The organism is Actinomadura darangshiensis (assembly GCF_004349235.1).
In the GTDB taxonomy this organism is placed as follows: domain Bacteria; phylum Actinomycetota; class Actinomycetes; order Streptosporangiales; family Streptosporangiaceae; genus Spirillospora; species Spirillospora darangshiensis.
The window spans coordinates 1-24,953 of the sequence record NZ_SMKY01000116.1 but is presented as its reverse complement, the minus strand read 5'-3'; the positions used below and the strand labels follow the sequence as shown (position 1 = coordinate 24,953).

At 71.9% G+C, this 24,953-nt stretch carries 23 protein-coding genes; 20 read left to right on the top strand and 3 right to left on the bottom strand.

What is annotated here, in order from left to right; translation table 11 throughout:
- Nucleotides 1-282 (bottom strand): helix-turn-helix domain-containing protein (locus tag E1293_RS23940; RefSeq protein ID WP_132199694.1); only part of this gene is annotated, 282 nt, incomplete at its 3' end.
- Between the two features lie 223 nt (nt 283-505).
- Here E1293_RS23940 and E1293_RS23935 point away from each other — a divergent pair.
- From E1293_RS23935 to E1293_RS23840, 20 genes are all read left to right on the top strand, one after another.
- On the top strand, nt 506-1,483 hold the full coding sequence (locus E1293_RS23935) for an aldo/keto reductase (protein WP_132199693.1): 978 nt from the start codon (nt 506-508) through the stop codon (nt 1,481-1,483).
- A gap of 44 nt (nt 1,484-1,527) precedes the next feature.
- Nucleotides 1,528-2,562 carry an alcohol dehydrogenase catalytic domain-containing protein gene (locus E1293_RS23930; protein ID WP_207939046.1) on the top strand — a complete coding sequence of 345 codons (1,035 nt, stop codon included), beginning with the start codon at nt 1,528-1,530 and terminating at the stop codon, nt 2,560-2,562.
- 61 nt (nt 2,563-2,623) lie between these two features.
- Nucleotides 2,624-3,193, top strand: coding sequence for an aldo/keto reductase (locus E1293_RS23925; protein ID WP_132199692.1), 570 nt, complete (start codon nt 2,624-2,626; stop codon nt 3,191-3,193).
- A 236-nt stretch (nt 3,194-3,429) separates the two neighbouring features.
- Nucleotides 3,430-3,939: a flavodoxin gene (locus E1293_RS23920; protein WP_207939045.1), complete on the top strand. Its 510-nt coding sequence runs from the start codon at nt 3,430-3,432 to the stop codon at nt 3,937-3,939.
- A gap of 496 nt (nt 3,940-4,435) precedes the next feature.
- On the top strand, nt 4,436-4,999 hold the full coding sequence (locus E1293_RS23915) for a dihydrofolate reductase family protein (RefSeq protein WP_132199691.1): 564 nt from the start codon (nt 4,436-4,438) through the stop codon (nt 4,997-4,999).
- Nucleotides 5,000-5,298: 299 nt separating this feature from the next.
- Nucleotides 5,299-6,273, top strand: a complete 975-nt coding sequence (locus E1293_RS23910; RefSeq protein ID WP_132199690.1) for a C45 family autoproteolytic acyltransferase/hydrolase — start codon at nt 5,299-5,301, stop codon at nt 6,271-6,273.
- A gap of 259 nt (nt 6,274-6,532) precedes the next feature.
- Nucleotides 6,533-7,783, top strand: coding sequence for an aminotransferase-like domain-containing protein (locus E1293_RS23905; RefSeq protein ID WP_132199689.1), 1,251 nt, complete (start codon nt 6,533-6,535; stop codon nt 7,781-7,783).
- A gap of 2 nt (nt 7,784-7,785) precedes the next feature.
- The gene (locus E1293_RS23900) at nt 7,786-9,441 is read left to right on the top strand and encodes a thiolase C-terminal domain-containing protein (protein WP_132199688.1); all 1,656 of its coding nucleotides are present in this window, start codon (nt 7,786-7,788) and stop codon (nt 9,439-9,441) included.
- A gap of 16 nt (nt 9,442-9,457) precedes the next feature.
- Nucleotides 9,458-10,789, top strand: a complete 1,332-nt coding sequence (locus E1293_RS23895; protein WP_132199687.1) for a phenylacetate--CoA ligase family protein — start codon at nt 9,458-9,460, stop codon at nt 10,787-10,789.
- Complete coding sequence (locus E1293_RS23890; protein ID WP_132199686.1) at nt 10,789-11,682, top strand: branched-chain amino acid ABC transporter permease; 894 nt, start codon at nt 10,789-10,791, stop codon at nt 11,680-11,682. The genes E1293_RS23895 and E1293_RS23890 overlap by 1 nt, the downstream gene beginning before the upstream one ends.
- A 1-nt stretch (nt 11,683) precedes the next feature.
- On the top strand, nt 11,684-13,534 hold the full coding sequence (locus E1293_RS23885; RefSeq protein WP_132199685.1) for a branched-chain amino acid ABC transporter ATP-binding protein/permease: 1,851 nt from the start codon (nt 11,684-11,686) through the stop codon (nt 13,532-13,534).
- Entirely contained in the window at nt 13,531-14,271 is a 741-nt protein-coding gene (locus tag E1293_RS23880) for an ABC transporter ATP-binding protein (protein WP_132199684.1), read from the top strand. Before E1293_RS23885 ends, E1293_RS23880 begins: the two co-directional genes overlap by 4 nt.
- Nucleotides 14,268-15,476 carry an ABC transporter substrate-binding protein gene (locus tag E1293_RS23875; protein WP_132199683.1) on the top strand — a complete coding sequence of 403 codons (1,209 nt, stop codon included), beginning with the start codon at nt 14,268-14,270 and terminating at the stop codon, nt 15,474-15,476. Before E1293_RS23880 ends, E1293_RS23875 begins: the two co-directional genes overlap by 4 nt.
- Before the next feature lie 10 nt (nt 15,477-15,486).
- Entirely contained in the window at nt 15,487-16,926 is a 1,440-nt protein-coding gene (locus E1293_RS23870) for an AMP-binding protein (protein ID WP_132199682.1), read from the top strand.
- Between the two features lie 60 nt (nt 16,927-16,986).
- Entirely contained in the window at nt 16,987-17,541 is a 555-nt protein-coding gene (locus E1293_RS23865; RefSeq protein ID WP_165978372.1) for a TetR/AcrR family transcriptional regulator, read from the top strand.
- Complete coding sequence (locus tag E1293_RS23860) at nt 17,538-18,113, top strand: TetR/AcrR family transcriptional regulator (protein ID WP_165978371.1); 576 nt, start codon at nt 17,538-17,540, stop codon at nt 18,111-18,113. The genes E1293_RS23865 and E1293_RS23860 overlap by 4 nt, the downstream gene beginning before the upstream one ends.
- Before the next feature lie 219 nt (nt 18,114-18,332).
- Nucleotides 18,333-19,025, top strand: coding sequence for a MurR/RpiR family transcriptional regulator (locus E1293_RS23855; protein ID WP_165978370.1), 693 nt, complete (start codon nt 18,333-18,335; stop codon nt 19,023-19,025).
- 8 nt (nt 19,026-19,033) lie between these two features.
- Nucleotides 19,034-20,617: an N-acyl-D-amino-acid deacylase family protein gene (locus E1293_RS23850; RefSeq protein ID WP_207939044.1), complete on the top strand. Its 1,584-nt coding sequence runs from the start codon at nt 19,034-19,036 to the stop codon at nt 20,615-20,617.
- Nucleotides 20,618-20,664: 47 nt separating this feature from the next.
- Nucleotides 20,665-22,074, top strand: a complete 1,410-nt coding sequence (locus E1293_RS23845) for an SLC13 family permease (RefSeq protein WP_132199678.1) — start codon at nt 20,665-20,667, stop codon at nt 22,072-22,074.
- Between the two features lie 22 nt (nt 22,075-22,096).
- The gene (locus E1293_RS23840; protein ID WP_132199677.1) at nt 22,097-22,882 is read left to right on the top strand and encodes a serine hydrolase; all 786 of its coding nucleotides are present in this window, start codon (nt 22,097-22,099) and stop codon (nt 22,880-22,882) included.
- 13 nt (nt 22,883-22,895) lie between these two features.
- Here E1293_RS23840 and menC read toward each other — a convergent pair whose 3' ends face one another.
- A complete protein-coding gene (gene menC, locus E1293_RS23835) occupies nt 22,896-24,008 on the bottom strand; it encodes an o-succinylbenzoate synthase (protein WP_132199676.1) in 1,113 nt (370 codons plus the stop codon).
- Entirely contained in the window at nt 24,008-24,793 is a 786-nt protein-coding gene (locus E1293_RS23830; RefSeq protein ID WP_132199675.1) for a hypothetical protein, read from the bottom strand. The genes menC and E1293_RS23830 overlap by 1 nt, the downstream gene beginning before the upstream one ends.
- Nucleotides 24,794-24,953: the final 160 nt, after the last annotated feature.

Genomic DNA, 24,953 nt, shown 5'->3' with positions numbered 1-24,953 from the left:
ACGTAGGTGCTGGTGCTCGCGGTCGTCCATGCGCAGCGCGCGGGCGAGGGCGTCCAAGACCGATGGGCTGGGGCGGGTCTCCTTACCGCGTTCCAGCCGAACGTAGTAGTCGATGCTGATTCCGGCGAGGGTGGCGAGTTCTTCGCGGCGCAGTCCCGGGGTGCGGCGCAGGCCGGCTCCGGGGGTGAGGCCGACTTGGTCGGGGCTGGTCTGGGTGCGGCGGGCGCGCAGGAACCGGCCCAGCTCCGGGCCGGTGCTGTCGCCGGGGCGCTCAGGTGCCATGCCTTCAGTGTTCCACCGCGCTGACCTGTGCGACGGCCGGGTGAGGGGCCCTGTCACTACCCCTGAACGGTTCGCCCTGTCACCGCGGTCGCGGCCGCGCAAGGCTGGGGTCGCAGGGGATGGATCACCGTCGGCACCGCAGCGGCGGGGACGCCTGTCGATTACTGAACGTGATACCGGCGATGACCGTCCCGAACCGGCAGCTCTGCTGAGGAGGCAAGCGATGAAGTACATCAAGTTGCGTGACCTGGAGGTTTCCCGGATCGGGCTGGGCGCGATGGGTATGTCGCACGGCTACACCGGTGCCGGCGCCGATGAGTCCGAGTCGATCCGCAGCCTGCATCGGGCTCTGGAGCTCGGCGTCACCTTCATCGACACCGCAGAGATCTACGGCCCCTATGAGAACGAGGAGTTGCTGGGCCGGGCGTTGAAGGGGCGCCGAGAGCAGGTGGTGCTGGCCACCAAGTTCGGTCTGGTCTCGCACGACGGGCCGGGGCCGTGGAACCTGGACAGCAGCCCGGCCAATGTCCGCACCGCGGTGGAGGGCTCGCTGAAGCGGCTGGGCACTGATCACATCGATCTGTACTACCAGCACCGGGTGGACCCGAACACGCCGATCGAGGACACCGTCAGCGCGCTGGCCGACCTGGTGGAGCAGGGCAAGATCGGGGCGATCGGGTTGTCGGAGGCCGGTCCGGACACCATCCGCCGCGCCAATGCCGTCCACCCGGTCACCGCCGTCCAGTCGGAGTACTCGCTGTGGACGCGGGGCCTGGAGGAGCGGGTGCTGCCGGTGCTGCGGGAGCTGGGCATCGGGCTGGTGCCGTTCTCCCCGCTGGGCCGCGGGTTCCTGACCGGGAAGATCCGCTCCACCGACGGGTTCGCCGAGGACGACTTCAGGCACGGGAACCCGCGTTTCACCGGTGCGAACTTCCGGCGGAACCTGCGCATCGCCGACGAGGTCGAGGCCGTCGCCGCCCAAGCAGGCGCCACCCCCGCCCAGGTGGCCATCGCGTGGCTGCTGGCCCAGGGCGACGACATCGCGCCGATCCCCGGCACCAAACGCGTCCACCGGGTGGAGGAGAACACCGCCGCTGACGGCTTGGAGTTGACCGCCGAGCAACTCGCCGAGCTCAGCAGCCTGCCCCCGGCGGCCGGCGACACCCACACCAAAGCCGCCCTTCGGATGCTGGAGCGCTGACCGCGCCACTCCGAGACAACCATCCCGAGCAAGAGGAGCACGTGATGCGCGCAGCAGTGATGTACGGCGCAGGAGACGTCCGGGTCCAGGACCGGCCCGATCCCAAGATTCGGCAGCCCACCGACGCGATTGTGCGGGTGGTGCTGTCCTGCGTGTGCGGTAGTGATCTATGGCCCTTCAAGTCGATGCCCGCCACCGACACGGGCCGTCCGATGGGGCATGAGTTCCTCGGCGTCATCGAGGAGACCGGCTCGGGTGTGACCAGGCTGAAGGCCGGTGATCTGGTCGTCACCCCGTTCGCCTACTGCGACAACACCTGCGATTTCTGCCGCCGGGGATTGCAGTCGTCGTGCCGCCACGGCGGCCGCTACGGCCTGGACGGCGTCGACGGCGGGCAGGGCGAGGCCGTCCGCGTCCCCCATGCCGACGGGACGCTGGTCAAGCTCCCCGTGGGCGAGGATTCCCCGCTGCTGCCGTCGCTGCTGACCCTGTCGGACGTGCTGGGCACTGGCCACCACGGCGCCGTCACCGCCGGCGTCGAGCCCGGTGACAGCGTTCTGGTCATCGGGGACGGTGCGGTCGGCCTGTCGGCGGTGATCGCCGCCAAGCGGCTGGGCGCCGAGCAGATCATCCTCATGGGCCGCCACACCGATCGCACCGACCTGGGCCGCGACTTCGGCGCTACCGACGTCGTCGCCGAACGCGGCGAGGAGGGCGTGGCCAGGGCCCGGGAGTTGACCGGCGGCGACGGCGCCGACCGCGTCATCGAGGCCGTCGGCACCCGCCAGACGCTCGACACCGCCTTCGGCGCCGTCATCGACGGCGGCACCATCAGCCGCCTGGGCGTCCCGCAGTTCACCGACGGCCCGATGGGCTTCGAGATGATCATGCGGAACATCACGCTGACCGGCGGCGCCTCCCCCACCCGCGCCTATATCGAAGAGCTCATGCCCGACGTCCTGAACGGCACCATCGACCCGGGCCGCGTCTTCGACCGCACCGTGGGCCTCGACCAGGTCCCCGACGCCTATCGCGCCATGGCCGACCGGCGCGCCCTCAAGGTCCTCATCCGCCCCTGACCGGGCGGCGGCCACCCCACGTCAACAGGCCCGTTCCATCACATCCTTGGAAGGACGGACCATGCAGACCATCACCTTGAACAACGGCGTTCAGATGCCGGTCCTGGGATTCGGTGTCTTCCAGATTCCACCGGAGCAGACCGAGCAGGCCGTGACCGATGCGCTGGCCGCCGGATACCGCAAGTTCGACACCGCCGCGGCCTACCGGAACGAAGAGGCCGTCGGCCGCGCCCTGAAGAACAGCGGCATCCCCCGCGAGGAACTGTTCATCACCACCAAGCCGTGGGTCCAGGATGTTCCCGCCGAGGACAACACCAAGCGGGCCTCCGAGACGTCCCTGACCAGGCTCGGCCTGGACTACCTCGACCTGTACCTGATGCACCAGCCGTTCGGCGACGCCTACGCGCAATGGCGCGCGATGCAGGACCTGTACCGCCAGGGCCGTGCCAAGGCGATCGGGATCTCCAACTTCTACCCCGACCGCATGTCCGCCAACCTGGCCGTCTTCGACTTCGAACTCACCGGCGACCAGATGGACCAGATCGCGGCCCTGGACACCGGCGCCTCCCTGTACTTCGACCACCGCGACCCCGCCATGGTCAGCCAGCTCGGCAGCCGGCGCATCGACTGACGCGCCGCGCCCGCCTCCTGGTGGACGTCCCCTCGACGGGAACACGATCAATGAGACCTGTACGCACACCACCAGCGGGGCCCGTGCTGGGGCGGCGCTCGCTCCTGCGCGGCGCCCTCCTGATCACAGGAGCCGTGATCACCGGCATGACCGCCAGCGGCTGTTCCTCATCCTCGCCCCGCCCGGCCGGGCAACGTCGCAGCAGTACCGCCCCGCCCGCGAGCGGGGCGGTCCTGGTGGCCTACTTCTCCCGAGCGGGCGAGAACTACCACTACGGCGGCCGCACCCACCTCCAGGTCGGCAACACCGAACGCCTCGCTCAAATGATCAGCCGATACATCGACTGCGACGTGCACCGCATCCTGCCCGCCGACCCCTACCCCGACGACTACGACCAGACCGTCCAACGCAACGTCCGCGAGCAGGACACCGACGCCCGCCCGGCCATCGCCGGGCCCCTCCCGAATGTCGATCACTATGACACGGTGCTGCTCGGCAGCCCCATCTGGAACGTCCGCGCACCCATGATCATGACGACCTTCACCGAACGCCTCGACTTGCGCGGCAAGACCGTCGTCCCGTTCACCACCCAGGTCATGAGCGGGCTGGGTACCACCGCACGCGACTACGCCGCCTCATGCCCCGGCGCCGGCATCGCCGAAGGTCTCGCGGTCCGCGGCGAAGAGGTCGACGATGCCGGCGCAGAGATCCGGGCATGGTTCCAGCGCCTTCGCTTGCGCATGTGAAAGCCTCGGTCGAAACGGTCGATCGGCCGAACCGTAGCCCTATGGAGAACGCCTGATCGCAGTCAGATGCCCCTGAGCACTTGGCCTGTCTGGCCATGGTGTGTCGATCTGTATGCCACCTATCATTCCGGGAGCAGGCTGGTAGGAGGCGGCCGGGCAGTCACGGAGCCGAGCCGGTCACGCCGGGTGCCGCTGGCCGGTTCCCGCCTTGCGCGGGGACCCCGCGCGGGGCCTCCCGACGGAGGTGATGCGGGCCAGGCAGGTGCTGCCCGTCCGCCGGTCCAGGCTACGTAGCCCCGCCCCACGCAAGTCCGGAACCGTTTACCTTCGGACTCTGCTCGGTCAAGGTGCCCAAGACCCGTGCCTTAAGGGTTCCGTTCCGTACGCAGCATCCGCTTGGCGTGGTGGTGAACCAACCCTCGGTGTGCCTGACCGATGATTTTTCCGCGCCGTGCTGGTCTGTACGTCGAGTACCGATACACAGGAGGCTGACACCATGCGGAAACTGACCTTCGGCATGAACCTGAGCCTGGACGGCTACATCGCCGCACCCGGCGACGACCTCGGCTGGAGCGTGCCGAGCGACGAGCTGTTCCAGTGGTGGTCCGACCGGGTGGGGGCGACGGGCCTGGCGCTGTACGGGCGCAAACTGTGGGAGACGATGAGTTCCCACTGGCCGACGGCCGACCAGCAGCCCGGCGCCACACCGGCGGAGATCGAGTTCGCCCGCCGCTGGAAGGACATGCCGAAGGTGGTGTTCTCCTCCACGATCAGCACGGTCGACTGGAACACCCGCCTGGTCACCGGTGACGCGGTCACCGAGATCACCCGGCTCAAGGCCGAGGACGGCGGCCCCATCGACATCGGCGGCGCCACACTCGCCGCAGCGGCGATGCGGGCCGGGCTGATCGACGAGTACGTGCTGGCCACCGCACCGGTCTTGGTGGGCAGCGGCACGCCGTTCTTCACGGCGCTGGACAACTGGGTGAACCTGACCCTGGTGGAGACCCGGACATTCCCCGACGGCGTGGTCCTGACCAGGTACGAGACCAAGCGCTGAGTGCCCCGTGATTGGCTACATGCACCGAGGAGAGCCAAATGAGGAGCCACCTGCCCTGAACCTCCCGGGACGACCCCGAACCAAGACGGACCCCGCTGAACTAGTCGTCCACCCCTCTCGCTGGCCTCCCCGGTCACGGCATCGCCGTGACCAGCACTAGAACTACAGACCACCCCAGGAACCATGGGAGAACCGCGACGACTTCCACGAAGCCTTCACGCCCCTGGCATGCGTCCTGATCGGTTGGAGCGCTTGCGCGCATTGAAATGAGGGCCCGGAAAACAGTTGGGTCTTCTGCCATGAGCCAATACGTCAAGACGTTCCACGCGATTGAGATCGGCGATGGCGGCGATGGGCGATGGGCCGCGCACGGTAGGCCGGCAGTGGTGGGCGCGGAGGGCCAGCTGACCGAGGAAGACCGCACCCAGCAGGGCGCGGCCCGGGCCCGGAGCCTGTTCGAGACCCACATGCCCGAGCTGGTCCCGGTACTCGACCGGCTCGCCGGCCAACTGACCCTTCCCCGAGCGGGGACGCTTCTCACGCTGGCGGCGGTGCGGCCGTTCTTCTCCGGCTGCACCCAGATCGGCGGCAAGGGCACGCTGCTCAGGAACTACGACTTCGCCCCCGATTATTGCGAAGCCATCATCGTCTCCTCCCACTTCCTGCGACCCGTAATCGGCATGCAAGAAGCGGGATGGGGCCTGCTGGACGGCATGAACGACGCCGGTCTCGCGGTCTCACTCACCTTCGGTGGGCGGTTCGTCCACGGGCCGGGATTCGCCATCCCTCTCGTGCTGCGCTATCTGCTGGAAACCTGCCAGACCGTCGACGAAGCGGTCGGCGGACTGCGCGCCATACCCATCGCAATCCCGCAGAACGTCACCCTCGTCGACCCGAACAAGACCGTGACGGTCTACGTGGGACCCGACATCCCGCTGACCGCAGTGCCCGACAACTGCGCCACCAACCACCAGCACCTGCCGGTGCCAGACGAGCAGGAGCGATCCACCCGGACCCGGAAGCGCCTGGCGGCCGTGCAGGCGGCGGGAGTTGACGTGGCGGCGATGCTGCGACCACCGCTGTACCAGTACAGGTACGACGAGTGGCTGGGCACGGTGTACACGGCCCACTACCGCCCCGTCAGTGGCCGCGTGACGTACCACTGGCCCGACGAGCACTGGGAGCAGTCCTTCACCTGCTTCTCTCCAGGAGCACGCACCGTCACCTTGGGGCAGCCGGACGACAACGACACCCCTGACACACGGAGCGACTGAACTGCGGGCGCTTCTGGTCGGCGGCGGTGGTCGCGGCTGGCCATGTGACCTGAATACTTGCTCACCTCTCTGCTGAACCTGGATGGGTTGTCGATCGGAAGGTCGGGCGGCTCGGTCGGATCGAGCGACCAGGCAGTGGCTTAGCTAACTGGGAATATCTCCAGCAAGACGGCGGATCTCGCATGGGACGGGGGTTGACGGTCTCGTGTACGACTCCCTACCTTGGCCTGAAGATTCATTCACTCCCAGGAGGTCAGAGATGGACGCGCGCTCGCTCTACTCGCGACTCGCCCTCGACGGACCGCCGCTGTTCTTCCCGGACCCGCCCGCGCGCGTCACGTTCAACTTCGACCAGGGGATCGCGGCGCAGGAGACGTTCCCGATCGAGGAGCTGAAGGAGTTGGCCGGACGCGTCCTGGACCGGGACCGCGGGCGCGCGCTGGAGTACATCTCGTTCGGCCACGACGACGCGACCGGCGACATCGTGTACCTCGCCAGCTACATCGAACTCGTGCTCGGGCACGCGGGCCTGCGCGAGGAGATCGCGCGCTGGCTCGGTGCCCGCCAGGGGACGGACCGGCTGTCCGCCGATGGCCTCATTCTCACGAACGGGTCGGTGCAGGCCATCGCGCTGGCGTCGGCGGCGTTCGTCGACCCGGGTGAGGGCGTGCTGATCGAGTCGGCGTCGTTCCCGTACGCGGCGCGGTTCATGCAGATGCGCGGCGCCGACCTGCGCACCGTGGAGATCGACGGGCAGGGCCTGGTCGTCGAGTCGCTGGTGCGGCGGCTGGAGGAGTTCCGGCGCGACGGGGTGCGGCCGAAACTGCTGTACGTCATCCCGACGTTCCAGCTCCCGACCGGCGCGGTGCTGCCCGAGGACCGGCGCCGCCGGCTGCTGGAGGTCGCCGAGGAGTGGGACCTGGTCGTGCTGGAGGACGGGATCTACTCCGACCTGCGCTACGAGGGGGAGCCCGTGCCGTCGCTGCTCAGCCTGGACACCGGCGGGCGGGTGCTGCAGTCGCACGCGTTCTCCAAGATCATGGCGCCCGCGCTGCGGCTCGGCTGGATGGCGGGACGGCCCGACATGATCGAGGCGCTCGCCGCGGTCCGGCAGGACCTCGGTGTCAGCCAGTGGATGTGCCGCCTGATGGCCGCCTACCTCGCCGAGGGCCGGATGGACGCGCACATCGAAAGGGCCAACGCGGTGTACCGGCGCAAGCGCGACATCGCCGTCGAGGCCGTCCGGGAGCATTGCGGCAGGTGGGTCGACTTCGACGTCCCGCAGGGCGGCTTCTACCTGTGGCTGCGGATGCGCGACGGCGTGGACTGGGAGAGCGCGCAGCACGAGGCCGCACTCGGCGGCGTGTTCTGCCGTCCGGGCGAGCGGTTCACCGAGTCGGCGGACGGCGGCCGCTACCTGCGGCTCGCGTTCAGCCATGCGCCCGAGCACGAGTTGCGGCGCGGCATCGAGGTGCTCGGCGCCGCGATCTCCCACGCGTCCCGGGGCTGAGCATGGACGACAGCACGGCCGCGCTGCGCGTCCGCCCACGCCCGTCCACCACGCCCGACACGCGGTTCTGGTGGGACGGCCTGGCGGCGGGCGAGCTGCGGGTCCAGCGGTGCGCGGGCTGTTCCACGCTGCGGCACCCGCCGGACCCGGGCTGCGCGGAATGCGGATCGCTGGACTGGGACTGGCTCGTCTCGGCCGGCCATGGAACGATCCACAGCCAGGTGGTCGTGCACGAGCCGCGCTTCGAGGCATTCCCGGCCCCGTACGCGGTGGCACTCGTCGACCTGGACGAAGGAGTCCGCCTGGTCGCGAACGTCGAGCCGGTGGAAGAAGCCGTGATCGGGGCGCGGGTGCGCGCCGAGATCCGCGACTTCGACGGCCTCGCCCTGCCGGTGTTCGTCCCGTGCGACCGGAGCGGGGAGGGATCCGCGCGGCCGCCGGCACCGCTCCGGGCCGCTGTCGAGGCCCGCGCGCCGGGGAGGCCGCCCGGTGGACGGGACGTGGCGGTCGCCGGCATCGGGGCGACCGAGTTCTCGGCCCGTTCGGGACGCAGCGAGCTGCGCCTGGCGGTCGAGGCCGTCCGGGCGGCGCTCGACGACGCGGGCCTGCGGCCGGGCGACGTGGACGGCATGGTGACGTTCGCGCACGACAGCAGCCCGGAGGTCGCCGTCGCGCGCAGCCTCGGCATCCGGGAGCTGTCCTTCACCGACCGCCTCCATTACGGCGGCGGGGACTACTGCGCGACGGTCGCGCACGCGGCGATGGCCGTGCGGACCGGCGCGGCGGACGTCGTGGTCTGCTACCGGGCGTTCAACGAGCGCTCCGGGCAGCGCTACGGGCTCGGCTTCGGCGACAAGCAGATCCAGCACGACAGCGCGGACGAGGCGCAGTACGCGTGGTCGCTGCCGTTCGGCCTGCTGAACGCGGCCGGCTGGATCGGACTGTGGGCGCGCCGTTACATGCACGAGACCGGCGCGACCAGTGCGGACTTCGGCCGGGTCAGCGTCGCCGCCCGCACGCACGCGGCGGCCAACCCCGCCGCCCGCTTCCACGGGCGGCCCATCACCCTGGACGACCATCAGGCGTCACGGTGGATCACCGAGCCGCTGCGGCTGCTCGACTGCTGCATGGAGAGCGACGGCGGTGTAGCGCTCGTCGTGACCTCTCTCGACCGGGCCCGCGACCTGCGGCACCGGCCCGCGGTCGTCGCCGCGGCGGCGCAGGCGACCGGACCCGCGCAGCACGTCATGGCCGACTACTACCGCGCCTCGGTGACCGACACCGCCGCGCTGGACGCCGCCGCGCGCCGCATCTGGGGCCTGTCGGGCCTGGGGCCGGACGACGTCCAGGCGGCGATCCTCTATGACCACTTCTCCCCCGCCGTCCTCGCGCAACTGGAGTCCTACGGGTTCTGCGGGCGCGGTGAGGCGGCCGCGTATGTGGCGGACACCGGGATCGGCGTCGGCGACCGCGTCGCGGTGAACCCGCACGGCGGGTTGCTCGGCGAGGCCTACATCCACGGGATGAACGGGCTCGCCGAGGCCGTCCGCCAGATCCGCGGCACCGCCGCCAACCAGGTCGGCGCCGTCGAGCATGTGCTGTGCTCGTCGCCGCCCGGCCTTCCCGCGAGCGCGCTGCTGCTCGCCACCCCCCGTTGAGAAGGAGGCAGGAACCGTGCTGAACGACCCAGGAAGGCTGTTCGACCGCGGCGCCCCTGGTCGCGCGTTCTGGAACCCCGACGCGCAGACCGCGAGCGAGGAGACCCTGGCCGGGCTCCGTACGGACGGCATCGCGGGCGAGTGGGCACGGGTGTGGGAGCACCCGATCCCGTTCTACCGCGACCGCTACGCCGCGGCGGGGTTCGGACCGGGCGAGGTGCCCGGCCTCGACGACGTGCCCGTGACGACCAAGGCGGACCTTCGCGCCGACGAGGCCGCGAACCCGCCGCTGGGCGCGCACCGCGCGATCGGCCTCGACGAGGCGGTGCGGGTCGGGCGCTCGACCGGGACGACCGGCGGGCGGCCGGTGTACGTGCTGATGGGGCGCCGCGACCTGCAGACCGCGATCGAGCTCCAGGCCCGCGCGGTGTGGGCGTGCGGCGTGCGGCCCGGTGACCGGTTCGCGCACAGCTGGCCGTTCGGGCTGTACGTCTCGTCCGGAACGAGCGCGTTCTGGTACGCCAAGACCGGGGTGCTCGAACTGCCGCTCGGCCCGCCCGACTCGCCGGAGACCGCCGCCGAGCACGTCCGGATCTGGGACGAGTTCCGCCCGCGCGGCCTGATGGTCACCGGGACCCAGCTCGACACCTACGTGCGGGCCGCCGAGCGGATCGGGCTGGACCTCGCGGAGATCCTCGCCGGCACGACGGTCGTGCTCTTCGACCTCGTCTACCAGTTCGAGGCGCCGCGCAAGCGCGTGGAGGAGCGGTTCGGGATCCGCGTCCGCAACATGTCGGGCGCGTCCGACATCCCCGGCTTCGGCTGCGCCGACTGCGACCACCACACCGGCGTGCACGTGCCGGGCGACCACGCGGTCGTCCAGGTCTGCGATCCGCGGACGGGCCGGAGCCTGCCGCCGGGCGAACGCGGTCACCTGGTCGTGACGACGTTCGGGATGGACGCGTTCTTCCTGCGCTACGACCTGGAGGACGTCGCGGTCCTGGAGGACGGCCCGTGCCCGTGCGGGCAGACCGGGCAGCGGTTCCGGGTGCTGGGCCGCTCCGCCGACCAGGTTCGGGTGGACGGGCGCGCCGTCCTGCCCGTGGACGTCCAGCTCGCGCTCGACGCCCACGGCGCACCGGAGTTCCGGCTGCTCGGCGCGGGCGGTCCGGAGACCTCGCGGCTCGTCGTGCGGCTCGAATGCGAGGGCCGCCACGAGCGTTTCGCGGAGATCCTCAGCGCTGACCTCGGCGTGCCGGTGGACGTGGACCCGGTTCCGTCCGGGACATTCCCGAGGTCGAGCTTCAAGCCGCGCCGCGTCGACGTCTCACCGCAAGGAGCGGGCTGATGCCCGCGGGATGGGAGCCGTACGTCTCGGCGCTCGTCGCCGGGCTCGGTGTCGGCGGCGTGTACGCGCTGGTCGCGATGGGCTACAACCTCGTCTTCCGCGCGACCGGCGTCTTCAACCTCGCGCAGGGCCAGCTGCTGTCGTACGGCGCGCTGATCGGTTTCACGCTGTGGGTCAGCCACGGCACGCCGCTGCTGCTCGCCCTGCTCGCGGTCACGGCGGCGGTCGCCGCGCTCGGGTTCGTCCAGGAGCGGATCACGGTCGCGCCGCTGGCGCGGGCAGGCACGAACTCGATGGCCTGGGTGATCACCACGCTCGGCGCGTCGGTCGTGCTGGAGAACATCGCGCAGCTCGCCTGGGGCGGCGACCAGCACCCGGTGCCGCCGCTCGCCGACCTGGCGGCCTGGCGGATCGGCGGCGCCACCGTCCAGCCGGCCAACATGATCATCCTGGTGACCGCGCTCGCCGCCGCCGCCGCGCTGACCGCCGTCACCCGCTACACGCGCGCGGGAAAGACGTGGAGCGCGACGGCCGAGGACGCCGAGGCGGCGCGGGTGCGCGGGATCAACACGCGGCGGGTCGGGGCGGTGTCGTTCGCGGTCGCGGCGGCCCTGTCCGGCTTCGCCGGATTCGTGGTCGCGCCCGTCACCGGCGCCTCGTTCGACATGGGGTCGTCGCTGACGCTCGCGGGGTTCGTCGCGATCGCGGTCGGCGGATTCGGCTCGGCCGGCGGCGCCCTCGCCGGCGGCCTGATCATCGGCGTCGTCGACTCCGAGGCGGTCCTGATGCTGTCGTCGGCCTGGAAGGACGTGGTCACGCTGCTGGTCCTGCTGCTCATCCTCGGCGTCCGGCCGAACGGCCTGTTCGGCACCTACCGGGAGCGGGTGATCTGACATGGCCGCCCTCACCAGGACGCTGCTGCCCCGCGCGCGGCGCGCCGGCCCCGGGCCGTCCGCGGGCGTGCGCGAGGTCGCGCTCGTCGCGGTCTTCGCCGTCGTCGCGCTGCTGCCGCTGATCGCCGGCGACCGGTTCTGGACCCGCAAGCTGTTCGTGATCGCGGTGATGTCGATCGTCGCGGTCGGGCTGAACCTCGTCCTCGGATACGCGGGCGAGTACGCCCTCGGCCAGGTCGGGATCTTCGCCGCCGGCGCGTACGTCACCGGCGTGCTCACGGCCACCTACCACTGGAACGCCTGGCTCGCGATGCTCGCGGGCGTCGCCGCCGCCGCGCTGACCGGGCTCGTCGCGAGCGTGCCAGGCCTGCGCGTCGGCGGCTGGTACTTCGCGTTGACCAGCCTGTTCATCGCGACCGTGATCCCGCAGACGGTCCGGCTCGCGCCCGGCCCGACCGGCGGCGAACTCGGCCTCGCCGGGATCGACCGGCCGCAGATCGCCGGCCACCCGCTGTCCACCCCCGCCCTGTACATCCTCGTCCTCGCGGTTCTGGGCCTGGCGCTGCTCGGGCTGCGCAACCTGACCCGCTCCACGTGGGGGCTGGCGTTCGCCTGCCTGCGCCGCGGCGACGTGTGCCTGCGCTCGGCCGGGATGTCGCCGGTCCGGGTCCGGCTCACGATCTACCTGTTCGCGGCGGTGCTGGCGGGCGCGGGCGGGGTCGTCTACCCCTTCCTGGACGGCTTCATCAGCCCGGACGCGTTCCCGCTGTCGCTGTCCATCCTGATCATCGGCGCGACCATCATCGGCGGCAGCGACGCCGTGTGGGCCCCGGTCGTCGGCGTGGCGATCCTGCAACTGGTCCCGGAGCTGTCGGACCGGTTCGACAAGTACGCGCTGCTCATCTACGGCCTGGCGCTCGTAGCCGGATCGCTGCTGCTGCCGCGCGGGCTCGTCGCCCCGCTGCGCCGCGCCGCGTCCGCCGTGCTGCGGCCCGCCCGGTCCGCCGAACCGCCCGCCGGGTCGGCGGACGCGGCGGTCGCGCGGCTCGCGCGAGGCGACGGCGCGATCCTCGAAGTCCGCGGGCTGAACAAGGCGTTCGGCGGGCTGCGCGCCGTGTCGGACGTGTCGTTCACCGCCCGCCCCGGCCAGATCACGGCCGTGATCGGCGCGAACGGCTGCGGGAAGACCACCACACTCAACCTCGTGTCCGGCTTCTACCGCGCCGACGCGGGACATGTCTCGCTCGGCGGGACGGCCGTCGAAGGCCGCGCCCCGCACCGCATCGTCCGCGACCGCCTCGCCCGGACCTTCCAGACGCCGATGCTCCTGACGGACCGCACCGCGCTGGAGAACGTGATGGCCGGGATGCTCGCCCACGCGCCCGTCCCGGCGGCCGCCGCGGTTCTCGGGCTGCCGTCCGCGCGCCGCACCCGCGAGAGGTTCCGCCGCGACGCCGCCGACCTGCTGGCGTTCGCCGGGCTCGGCCCTCTCGCCGGCCAGGACGCCGACACGCTCAGCCCGGGGCGGCAGCGGCTGCTGGAGGTCGCCCGCGCGCTCGCCGGGTCCCCCTCGGTCCTGCTGCTGGACGAGCCCGCCGCCGGGCTCGTCGGCGCCGAGGTCGGCGAGCTCGCCGGCCTGCTGCGCGCCGTACGGGCCGCCGGCGTCGCGGTCGTTTTGGTCGAGCACAACATGCGCCTGGTCATGGACCTCGCCGACCACGTCGTCGTCCTAGACACGGGAACGGTCCTCGCCACCGGGACGCCCGGCGAAGTCCGCGCCGACCCGGCCGTCGCCCGCTCCTACCTGGGCGCCGCCGCCACCCGACCCGCCACCCGGAAGGAGGACCGATGACACTCGTCCTGGACTCGCTCGCCGTCAGCCGCGGCCGCACCGCCGTCCTGCACGAGATCTCCCTCACGGCCGGGGACGGCGAGTTCGTCTGCCTGCTCGGCCCGAACGGCGCGGGCAAGACCACCGTCCTGGACACCCTCGCGGGCCTGCTGCGTCCCCGCGCCGGCACGCTCACCTGGGACGGCGCCGACCTGGCCCGCGTACCCACGCACCGGCTCGTGTCCCTCGGCATCTCCTACGCGATGGAGGGCCGCCGCCTGTTCAAACGCCTCAGCGTCGCCGACAACCTCATGCTCGGCGTCCCGCCGCGGACGCCCCGCACGGCGGCCGCCGAGCGGCTCGCCTGGGTGCACGAGCTGTTCCCCGCCCTGGCCGAGCGTCCCGGCGATCCCGCGGGCGCCCTGTCGGGGGGCCAGCAGCAGATGCTCGTCATCGCGCAGGCACTGATGTGCCGCCCGCGGCTGCTGCTGCTGGACGAGCCGTCCGCCGGGCTGGCGCCCCGGCTGGTCGCCGAGGTCTTCGGCGGACTGCGCCGCCTGCGCGAGGACGGCGACGGCCCGGCCGTGCTGCTCGTCGAGCAGGACACCGGCGACGCGCTCGCCCTGTGCGATCGGGGCTACGTCATCGACAACGGCCGCGTCGCGTTCGACGGGACGTGCGACGACCTCGCCGACGATCCGCGTGTCCGGGCCGTCTACCTCGGGGTCACCGCACCGGCCGGAGAGGACACCGCATGAACCCGTGGACGAAGGCGGCCATCGCCGGAGCACTCGTGCTCGCGCTCGCGGGCTGCGGCGCCGGCACGGACTCGGCGTCCGCCGGCCGGACGTTCCGGATCGTGTCGCCGTACGACGGTTCGGGCAAGCAGGCCATCATCGGGCAGACCTACCGGCCCGGACTGGACGCGGCCGTCACCGAGGTCAACCGCGCCGGCGGCATCCTCGGACGGCACGTGACCGTCGACTACATCGACGTCCAGTCCGACCCGCAGCGGGCCTCCGACGAGCTGAACGACGCGCTGGCCCGCCGCGACTACGACGCCGTCATCGCCGCGTCCGCCGGGACGACCACGCTCGCGCTGCTCCAGGCCGTCAAGGTCAACGGCGCGCTCGGCGTCTTCACCGGCGGCGTCCCGGACGCCGCCGACCCGGCCGAGTACCCGACGCAGTTCGATCTGAAATACCCGATCGCGTCGCAGGCCAAGGCCACCGGCTGCCTGGCGCTCGCGCAGCATCCGCGCAGCGCGGCGATCCTGAACCTCGACAGCCAGCTCCAGAACGCCGAGTCCGACATCTGGAAGAAGCAGTTCGCGGCGGCGGGAGTACGGGTCGTCGGGGCGGAACGGTTCCCCGCCGACCAGCTCGACCTGACCGCCCAGGTCCAGCGCATCGCCTCCGCCCGCCCCGACGTCGTGGTGCTGGAGACCTACGGGCCGACGCTCAAGACCGCGTTCCGCGCCATGCGGGACGTCGGGTTGCGCGCCCGCGTCGTCGGCGGCGGCAACGTGACCGCGACGCCGCCGCAGGTCGTCCTCGGCGGACTCGACCTGATCCCGCCCGGCACGGTCGCGATGGCCTGGCCCGGCGCCGTCCGTGCGGACGGCCGCCTGACGGCCGCGCAGCAGCGCGCCCTGAACGTGATCGAGCCGCTGACCAAGGGCGTGTGGCGCGGATCCCTGTCGCAGTACCTGTACAACTACGACGCCGTCCACCTCGTGAAATTCGCGGCGGAACGAGCCCGCTCGACCGAGCCCCGCGCGATGACCAGGGCACTGGAGTCGCTCGGCGCCCACCCGGCGGAGACCGGCGCGGTGACCCCGCCGGGGTACACGCCCCACGACCACGGCTATCCGGCGTCCGCCACCTTCTACACGGCCGACCTTAAGCAGCCCGCCCGGCAGGGCACCTACACCAGCCGCGGCCCCATCCGGTGCGGCGCGTAAGGAGGCTTCGATGACCGACGTCCTGCACAGCTTCACGCTCGCCGACATGGTGCGCCAGCAAGCCAGGGTCCTGCCCGGCACCACCGCGATCGTGGACGGCGACGACCGCTACACGTTCGCCGACATGGACCGCGCCGCCAACCGCTGGGCGAACTGGCTGGCGGCCCGTTCCGTCGGTCTCGGCGACCGCGTCGCCTGGCACGGCCCCGGCGATGTGCGCACCCTGCACCTGCTGTTCGCCGCCGCGAAGCTCGGCGCCGCGCTCGTCCCCCTCAACGTGCGCAACACCGCCGAGGAGACCGCCCGCGCGCTGGAGACGGCCGCCCCCGCGCTGGTCCTGTCCACGACGCCGCTGGACGGCGCCATCGACGCCGACGCCCAGGCGCCCGCCGTCCGGGCGGCTCCGGCCGACGAACCGGCCATCGACCCCGATGACGAGCGGCCCGTCCTCGGCGTCTTCACGGGCGCCTTCTCCGGGCGGCCGAAGCTCGCCCTGCTCACCCACCGCGGGATCGTGACGCAGAGCCTGGTGACGGCCGCCTACCGCCTCATCGAACCCGGCGCCACCCGCTACCTCGCCTCGGGTCCGATGTTCCATGTGGGCGTCCATCTGAAGCTGCTGGCCAACTACCTCTTCGGCGGTCTCAGCGTCCTCGCCCCGCATCCCGACGCGGCCGCACTGTGCCGCCTCATCGAACGCGAACGCGTCACGAGCGCCCTCCTGTTCACCCCGTCCATCGACCAGATGATCCAGGCCAACGCGGACCGCCGGCACGACCTGTCGTCCCTCCGCGACGTCCCCGCCCAGCCGTCCGATCCGTCGGACGGCGCCTGGTACGAGATGACGTCCTGCCTTCGCGCGTCCGGCCCGACGGGCTACGGCCAGACCGAGACCTACGCGATGGTGTCCTTCGAGGCCCGGGGCCCGTCCGGGACCGGGGCGTTCGGCCGTCCTTCGCCCGTCGCCGCCGTCGGCGTCGCCAGGCCCGGCGGCATCGAGTCCGCGCCGGGCGAACCGGGCGAGATCACCGTCCGCGGCCCCCAGATCATGGCGGGCTATCTCGGCGAGCCGGTGGGAATCCGGCACCGCACCGGCGACCTCGGCGTCTTTCATCCCGACGGCACGCTCGACTTCGTCGGACCCGTCCAGGAAGTGATCAAAACGGGCATGGAGAATGTCTACCCCGCCGAAGTCGAGATCGCACTCAGAAGGCATCCCGCCGTCGCCGAAGCCTGCGTCATCGGTATCCCCGACCCGCAGTGGGGAAGTTCGGTGCGGGCGGTCGTGGAGGCCGGCGCCGAATGCACGGCGGACGAGCTCATAGAGCACACCCGCCGGCACATAGCAAGCTACAAGAAACCACGCTCGGTGATCTTCGTTGCGAAGCTTCCGCGCAACGCCGCAGGTCAAGTCGATCGCGGCGCCGTGCACCAGAAATGGGGATCGTGAGAACGCGCTAACATGTCCCAGTCGGCGCCTCCCGCCGTTCTACGCCATTTTGGAGTCATTGTGCAAGCCCATGACGACGCGCCTGCGAACGCTCTGACAGAGCAGGGCCGCCGCACCCGGGCGGCGCTCGTCCAGGCCGCCGAACGTGTCTTCTGCCGGCGCGGCTACGCCCAGTCCCGCATCAACGACTTCACCGCCGAGGCCGGGGTCTCGGTCGGCACGTTCTACAGCTACTTCGCCTCCAAGGAGGCCGTCTTCCTGGACGTGACGGCCGCCTACCGGCGCCGCCTGCGCGACGCCCTCGCGGACACGGCGGGCACGATCGACGCCCTCAACATCGGCTATCTCGAGGTGTTCCGCGCCAACGCGGCACTCTGGCGGGTACTGGAAGAGGCGGCCCTGTCCATCCCGCACCTGCGTCCCGCGGTGATGGAGTGCCGCCGCGAGTTCACCGCCGCCGCCCTCGCCGTCGTGCCCGACCCCGCCACCGCACTGGCCGTCACCGCCATGACCGAGCAGTGCGCCGCCCAATGGTCGGCCGAAGGCCCCCTCGACGTCCCCGAGGCCGCCGCCCGCCTCGCCGCCATGTGGTCGCGCATGCTGGGGGACGCATGACGCCCCGCAGCCGAGGCGCACTTCTTCGGTCCGGCCGGAAGGTCTTCGAAGAACGCGGTTACCATCGCGCCCGCATCGCCGACATCGCCGCCGGAGCCGGCCTTTCGGTCGGCGCCTTCTACAAGAATTTCGAATCGAAAGCCGACCTCTTCCGGCACCTGCTCATAACCGTCGAAGACGAGGTCTACGGCGAACTTGCCGTGCACCGCGAACCGGCGGCATCGCCGCGAGAGCGCATCCATCAGACCAACACCCTCTATATGAAGGCGTTCCAGCGAAACGCCGAGTTCTGGGCGGCCATCGAAGAGGCGGGCCTCACCGACAAGGAATCGCGATCCGTCCTGGACGAGCGCCGGAGGTACTACCTCACCCGCACCATGCGCGCGATCACCCGCTGGCAGGACCAGGGTCTGGTGGATCCGGCGATCGACGGCCGTGCCGCCGCCGCGTTCCTCGGCGCCATGGCCGAACGCTGCGCCTACCTGGTCTTCGTATTCGGTGAGCCGGTCGACCCCGATGCCATGACCGACACGCTGACCAACCTCTGGTCCAACGCCCTCGGCGTCGCCTGACGAGCACCGGTGGCCGGCAGGCGCATGGTGGTCAACGACAGGATGTGGCGGCGGCGCTGCGGAAGATACGTTTCTTATCAGCGCGGGCGGCGTTGACTTGAGTGTCTCGGGGCGGTTCGCATCGACTCAGACCAACCGGCTTATTGACGCGTGCTCTGTCATGCTGCTAGAAACGGGGCGCGACAACATAGGGTACGTATCCATAGACGGGAGAGGTCTGTGAGCGAGGAGTCCCCCGGGTTCCCGGTCGCGGACCGGCAGGACGAGGCGGCGGCCGAGAACCGCCGCCTGAGCAGCCCGGACGCCCGCTACGGGGCGCGCCTGCGGCGGCAGTCCTCGGCGTCGGTGCTGCTGAACTCGATCATCGAGGCCGAGCGCGCCAACCTGGAGCACACCATGACCGCGCTGCAGGCCGACGGCAGCCTGGAGCACGCGGCGGCGCGGATCGTCGCGGCCCGGCGCCGGTTCGTCCTCGGCAGCGCCAAGAGCCGCGCGCACGCGACCCTGCTGCACCTGGAGCTGTCCGCCAGCCTCGCCGGGGTCAGCCTGATCGACGAGGCCGCGGTACGGGCCATCGACGTGCTCAGCGACGTGCGGCCCACGGACGTGCTCGTCGCCTTCTCGTTCCGCCGCTACGCCCGCCCCACCATCGTCGTCGCGCGCGAGTTCACCGCCGCGGGCGGCCACGTCGTCGCCATCACCGACGACGCGGGCAGCCCGCTGGCCGCCGCGGCGCAGACCACCGTGGTCGTCGGCACCGGAAGCGCGTCCTTCAGCGACTCCCCGACCGCGATCTCCGCCGTCGTGCACGCGCTCGCCACGCTCACCGCGGCGAGCGCGAAGGGGGCGCGGCGGCGGCTGGCCAGGCGCGAGGTGCTCGCCCACGCTCTGGCGACCTACTCCGACGAATGATGGACGCGATGCGCGAGACGGGCGACGTCGTCATTACCGGCGGCGGGGTGCTGGACGGCACCGGAGCGCCGGCGCGGCGGGCCGACGTGGTGGTCCGCGGTGGGATGATCCGCGACATCGTCCCGCCGGGCAAGACGCACGAGGGCCCGGAACTGGACGCGGCGGGCCTGGTGGTCGCGCCCGGGTTCATCGACCTGCACTCGCACGCCGACTTCACCGTGCAGCACCGCCCGTCCGCCGACACCGCCGTCCACCAGGGCGTGACCACCCTGCTCGGCGGCAACTGCGGGTTCTCGCCCTTCCCCGTGGCCTCCGCCGACGACCTGCGCGCCGCCGCCGGGTTCCTCGCCTCCGGCGTCGACTTCGCATGGACGGATCTGGACGGCTACGCCCGCGCCGTCGAGTCGGATCCGCCCGCGATCAACATGGCGGCGCAGGTCGGGCACCAGGCGCTGCGGACGCTCGCGATGGGCGCGGACGCGCGTCCCGCCACCGGCGACGAGCTGGCGACGATGCGATCGCAGCTGGCCGCCGCCGCGGAGCAGGGCGCGTTCGGCTTCTCCACCGGGCTGATCTACGCGCCCGGGTCGTACGCCTCGCCCGAGGAGGTGACCGCGCTGGCGGCCGAGGCCGCCCGGCACGGGCTGATGTACTCCACGCACCTGCGCGACGAGACCGGCGAGCTGCTCGCCGCGGTCGACGAGGCGGTCGGCGCGGCACGCCGGTCCGGGGCGCGGCTGGAGATCTCGCACCTCAAGGCCATGGGCCCGGCCAACCACGGCACCGTCCACGAGGCCCTGGCCCGGGTCGAGGCGGCCCGCGCCGAGGGCGTGGACGTCGCCGCCGACGTGTACCCCTACACCGCGTCGTCGACGACGCTGACGTCAAGGCTGCCGGGCTGGGCGATGGACGGCGGGACGGGGCGGCTGCTCGACCGCCTGATGGAACGCTCCACCCGGACCCGGATCGCCGCCGGGCTGCGCTCCCGCTTCGGCCGCGACATCGACCCCGGCGGCGTGGTCGTCGCCGAACTGCCGGCCGGCCCGTACTCCCGGTTCACCGGCCGCAGCCTCGCCGAGATCGGCGACGAGACCGGGACGGACCCGGCGGAGGCGGCGCTCGAACTGCTCGCCGCGCACAACGCCACCGTCGCGATCGTCAACCACGCGATGTCCTCCGCCAACGTGTCGGCCGTGCTCGCGCATCCGCTGGTCAGCGTGGCCAGCGACGGCTGGACGCTCGCCCCGTCCGGGGACGGCCGCCCGCATCCGCGCAGCTTCGGTACGTTCGCACGGGTCCTCGGCCGCTACGTCCGGCAGGACGGCCTGCTCACGCTGCCCGAGGCCGTCCGGAAGATGACCTCCCTTCCCGCCGCCCGGCTCGGGCTGGCCGGCCGCGGCGAGATCCGCCCGGGTCTCGTCGCCGACATCGCCGTGTTCGACCCCGACACGGTGATCGACAACTCCGACTTCGCAGACCCCTGGCGGCTCGCCACGGGTGTGCGTCACGTCCTCGTGCGCGGCGTCCCCGTGCTGCGCGACGGCACGGCCACCGGCGCGCGTCCCGGACGCGTGCTGCGCCGCGCCGGCTGAGCGCGAATGACCGGATCCCTCCGGATCCCCGTTGAACAGGAGCACGATTGAGCAGCGCCGTCACTCTCGGCGGACGGCTGGACCGCAGGCAGCTCATCTCGGTGGCCTGCTTCGTGGTCTGCGTCGCCGCCGGCATCGTCCTCGCCGTCGCCGGTGGCAAGGCCGGCTTCTGGGGCCTCGTCCCGATCGTCCTGTACGCGGTGCTGGCGCTGCTCGGCGTCGACGTGGTGCTGGCCACCATCGGCGCCGTCATCGTCGCCGCGATCATGACGCGGACCGCCCCCGTGCCGCTCGGCGAGCAACTGGCGACGTCCATGGGTTCGCTGGTCGCGGTGATCGGGCTGATCATCCTGCTCGGCGCCGGCCTCGGCCATGTCGCGCAGCAGACCGGCGCCGCGCAGTCGCTGGTCCGCACGGTGATGGGGCGGATCGGCCTCAGCACCCCCACCCGCGTACAGCTCGGCGTCATGGTGTCGTCGCTGGTCATCGTGGGCGCGCTCGGCACCCTGGCGGGCGGCAACGCGATCATCGCGCCGATCGTCATCCCGATCGCGGCGCGGCTGGGCTGGCGCCCGCCGGCCGTCGCGGCGATGTTCCACGCGGCGGGCGCGGCCGGGCTGATGCTCGGCCCGTTCACCCCTCCGGTCGTCACGATCACCGCCGCCGCGAAGCTGTCCTACGGCGACTACCTGCTGCACGCGGGCCTGCCGGTCGGAGCGATCACCCTGGCGACCGGCTTCTTCATGGCCCGCTGGATCCAGAAGCACACCGACCAGGAGTACGCACCGGAGGACGCGGCCAAGGCCGAGGACGACGCGCAGGCCGCGCCGAACCGGCGCGGGCAGCGCGCCGCGCTCGCCTTCATCGTCGTCCTGGCCGCGCTCGCGGTCTACGGCGTGTGGGTCAAGGCGGGCTACTCGTACGCGCTGATCGTCATGGTGGTCACCGCCGCCGCGACCGGCCTGGCCGGCGGCCTCGGCGCCAAGGGGACCGCGGAGGCGGTCTACGCGGGCGCGGCCCGGCTGATCTGGCTGTTCATGCTGTTCTGGCTGCTGGATCCGCTGCTGACCCTGGTGGAGAAGACCGGCGCGTTCGAAACGATCTTCGACCACCTCAAGGACGTGATGCCGAACGTCGGCCCGTACATGTTCCTGCTGCTGGTGGTGCTGCTCGGGTACGTGCACGCGGTGCCCGGCGCGGCGGTGGCCCAGGTCGTCCTGATCAACAAGCTGTTCGGGCCGCTGGTCGCCTCGCTGGGCGTGCCGCAGGCCGCGTGGGCGGTGTCGCTGCTCGGGACGGCGCAGATCGACCAGCTCGGCCCGTACCCGACCGCCGACATGATGGGGCAGATGGGCCTGGCCCGCTCCAGCGATCTGCGGATGATGCTGTTCAACGGCTGGGCCATCATGGTCGCGAACACGGCGGGCTTCCTGGTCCTGTTCGCGATCCTGCTCTGACGTCCACCTCCGGAGGCCCGACATGCGCGATGAACTGGACGAGCAGGTGCGGCGGGCGGGCCGCCTCGGCGGGACGCTCGGCGTCGTCGCGCACGACCTCGGCACCGGGGAGCGGGCGGCGGCCGGCGCGGACCGCCGCTTCGCCGCCGCCTCGGTGATCAAGCTCCCGATCCTGCTGGCGGTGCTGGCGGAGGCCGAGGCCGGCGGCCGGTCGCTCGACGACCGGCTGGCCGCGCCCCCGGACGCCCGGGTCGGCGGCAGCGGGGTCGTCAAGGACCTCGCGGACGCGGCGGAGTTCAGCGTCCGCGACCTGCTCACCTTGATGATCATCGTCAGCGACAACACCGCGACCAACCTGCTGATCGGCATGGTCGGCATGGACGCGGTGAACGCCTGGTGCGCCCGCCACGGCCTGCACGGCACCGTGCTGGCCCGCGTGATGATGGACGCGGCGGCCCGCGAACGCGGCGAGGAGAACCTGACGACCCCGGCCGACATCGCCGCCCTGCTGACCGGCCTGGTCAGGGGCGAGCTCCTCGGCGAGCGGGCCACCGCCCGCGCACTCGACGTGCTCTCCCGCCAGCAGCTCAACGACCGCCTGCCGCGCCACCTGCCGGCAGGCGTGACACTGGCCCACAAGACGGGCGAACTGGCGGGCGTCTGCCACGACGCGGGCATCGTCCTGCCCGGTGACCGGGCCCCGATCGTCGTCGTCGCCATGACCGAGGGCATCGAGAACGAGCACGATGCCGCCGCACTCATCTCCGACACCGGCCGCGCCCTGTACGCCGCGACCGGCCTCACCTGACCGCCCCGGGCGGTCAGGTGCGGAAGGTGTCGCTTGCCCGTGCGCGGACGAAGGACTCGTCTACCTCGTGGCCCAGGCCGGGCGCGGAGGGCACCGGCACCATGCCGGCGGTCGCGCGGATGGGCTGGGCGACGATGTCGTGGGCGTAGTACTTGTCGGAGCCGGACACGTCGCTGGGCAGCCCGAAGCCGGGCAGGGACGCGATCGCGACGTTCGCGGCGCGGCCGACGCCGAACTCGTGCATGCCGCCGCACCACACCTTCCACCCGGCCGCCACGGCCCGGTCGTGGGCGGCTCGCGCCGCCGTCAGCCCGCCCATCCGGGACACCTTGACGTTCAGGATGCCGCCCGCGGCGAGGGCGATCGCCGTGTCGAGCTGGTCCAGGTCGTCCACGGACTCGTCCAGGCAGACGGGCGTGCCGATGGCCTCGGCCAGGCGGGCGTGGGCGGCGAGGGCGCCGGGTGCGAACGGCTGCTCGATGAGCAGCAGGCCGAGCCCGTCCAGTTCCCGCATGACGGCGAGCGCCTCGGGCGTCTCGGGGTAGACGCCGTTGGCGTCCACCTGCACCGCCAGATCCGGGTGCGCCTCCCGGACGGCGCGGGCCGGCACCACGTCCCAGCCGGGCGCGATCTTCAGCTTGACACGCCGGTAGCCGTCCGCGACATGGCGCCCGACCTCGGCGAGGAGGGCGTCGACGGACGGTTCGATGCCCAGGCTGACGCCGGCCTCGATGCGCTGCCGGGTGCCGCCGAGAGCGGCGGCGAGCGGGGTGCCGGACGCGCGCGCCCACAGGTCCCAGCAGGCGATGTCGAGCCCCGCCTTGGCGAAGTGGTGGCCGCGGATCTTCGCCCAGGCCCGCCCGGCCTCGGACGGGTGGTCCCACTCGGACCCGGCCAGCGCGGGTGCCAGGTACCGCCGCAGCATCATCCAGCAGGTGTCGACGGTCTCCGGGCAGTAGTACGGGTCGCTGGGCGAGGCGATCTCCCCCCAGCCGGCCGCGCCCGAGCCGTCCGTCACCCGGACGACGATGTGCTCCAGGTGCGACTTGCGGTGCGAGCTGGTCTGGAAGGTGTGGACGAGCGGCAGGCTCAGCCGGAACGCCTCGACGGCGGCGACGGCGGGCATCAGATCTTCTCCTGCGGATCGGGGACGAACCGGTAGACGGCGGTGCCGGGCGAGGCGACCGTGCACGAGACGGCCGCGTAACCGTCCGCGACCAGGCGTCCCATGACGCCGGCGACCCGGTCGCGCAGCACGACCGAGGCTTCCCGGTCGGCGGCCACGTGGGCGTCCCAGTCACCGGGCAGGCCGAGCAGGACGGCGGCGCCGTCGCGGGCCGTCTCGCCCCAGCCGACGGACGGCGGCGCCGGCGGCCCGTCGGCGGGCGCCGGGGCGGTCGTCAGATCCCATTCGACGATGAGCCGGTCGGTGCGCATGCCGCGGTCCCGACCGACGTCCTCGACGCCGAGCAGGTTCGGTTCGAACCAGCGTGCGACCGCGCCGAGGACGTCGAGGTTGAAGTGCGCGTTGCGGGTGCGGACCGGGTCGAAGGACCAGCGCATCGCGGTGACGCCGGTGGCCAGCACCTGGGCTCGCTGCCCGAGCTTGAGGGCCCGGCCGACGCCGCGGCCCTGCTGGTCTTCGCGGACGGCCGCCATCTGCGAGTAGTGGTAGACGGCGCCGGACGGGTCGACGCCGCCGAAGCCGTAGGTGAATCCGACCATCTCACCGCCGTCGAACGCGCCGACGACCGAGCCGCCGTTGTGCGCGAGGGAGATGAGCAGCCGGGGGCTGACCGCGGGGTCGGTGTCGCCGAGCCGGAACACCTCGCGGTAGAGGGCGACCGCGGCGCGCATCTCCGCGGGGCCGGACAGGGGCCGCACCTGGACGGCCGGGGATCTCAATGGCATCGCATCGCTTACCGTCAGCACATGTCCTGACCTATATATGTTCTGGATCTATGTCCATCGTTGTAGCATCAGGCCTTGTCAGCGTCAAATATTGCGAAGATCGTGACGGTCATACGATCCGTATGTTCGGACGATCTTCGAGACCTGGAGGGACCGTTGC

Excerpts from the sequence above, each read along its gene's own strand:
- E1293_RS23890 (WP_132199686.1), top strand. The coding sequence starts at position 10,789 with ATGCCCGCGGGATGGGAGCCGTACGTCTCGGCGCTCGTCGCCGGGCTC.
- E1293_RS23885 (WP_132199685.1), top strand. The coding sequence starts at position 11,684 with ATGGCCGCCCTCACCAGGACGCTGCTGCCCCGCGCGCGGCGCGCCGGC.
- E1293_RS23915 (WP_132199691.1), top strand. The coding sequence starts at position 4,436 with ATGCGGAAACTGACCTTCGGCATGAACCTGAGCCTGGACGGCTACATC.
- E1293_RS23910 (WP_132199690.1), top strand. The coding sequence starts at position 5,299 with ATGAGCCAATACGTCAAGACGTTCCACGCGATTGAGATCGGCGATGGC.
- E1293_RS23930 (WP_207939046.1), top strand. The coding sequence starts at position 1,528 with ATGCGCGCAGCAGTGATGTACGGCGCAGGAGACGTCCGGGTCCAGGAC.
- E1293_RS23870 (WP_132199682.1), top strand. The coding sequence starts at position 15,487 with ATGACCGACGTCCTGCACAGCTTCACGCTCGCCGACATGGTGCGCCAG.
- E1293_RS23905 (WP_132199689.1), top strand. The coding sequence starts at position 6,533 with ATGGACGCGCGCTCGCTCTACTCGCGACTCGCCCTCGACGGACCGCCG.
- E1293_RS23850 (WP_207939044.1), top strand. The coding sequence starts at position 19,034 with ATGCGCGAGACGGGCGACGTCGTCATTACCGGCGGCGGGGTGCTGGAC.
- menC (WP_132199676.1), bottom strand. The coding sequence starts at position 24,008 with ATGCCCGCCGTCGCCGCCGTCGAGGCGTTCCGGCTGAGCCTGCCGCTC.
- E1293_RS23925 (WP_132199692.1), top strand. The coding sequence starts at position 2,624 with ATGCAGACCATCACCTTGAACAACGGCGTTCAGATGCCGGTCCTGGGA.
- E1293_RS23860 (WP_165978371.1), top strand. The coding sequence starts at position 17,538 with ATGACGCCCCGCAGCCGAGGCGCACTTCTTCGGTCCGGCCGGAAGGTC.
- E1293_RS23880 (WP_132199684.1), top strand. The coding sequence starts at position 13,531 with ATGACACTCGTCCTGGACTCGCTCGCCGTCAGCCGCGGCCGCACCGCC.
- E1293_RS23935 (WP_132199693.1), top strand. The coding sequence starts at position 506 with ATGAAGTACATCAAGTTGCGTGACCTGGAGGTTTCCCGGATCGGGCTG.
- E1293_RS23840 (WP_132199677.1), top strand. The coding sequence starts at position 22,097 with ATGCGCGATGAACTGGACGAGCAGGTGCGGCGGGCGGGCCGCCTCGGC.
- E1293_RS23900 (WP_132199688.1), top strand. The coding sequence starts at position 7,786 with ATGGACGACAGCACGGCCGCGCTGCGCGTCCGCCCACGCCCGTCCACC.
- E1293_RS23830 (WP_132199675.1), bottom strand. The coding sequence starts at position 24,793 with ATGCCATTGAGATCCCCGGCCGTCCAGGTGCGGCCCCTGTCCGGCCCC.
- E1293_RS23875 (WP_132199683.1), top strand. The coding sequence starts at position 14,268 with ATGAACCCGTGGACGAAGGCGGCCATCGCCGGAGCACTCGTGCTCGCG.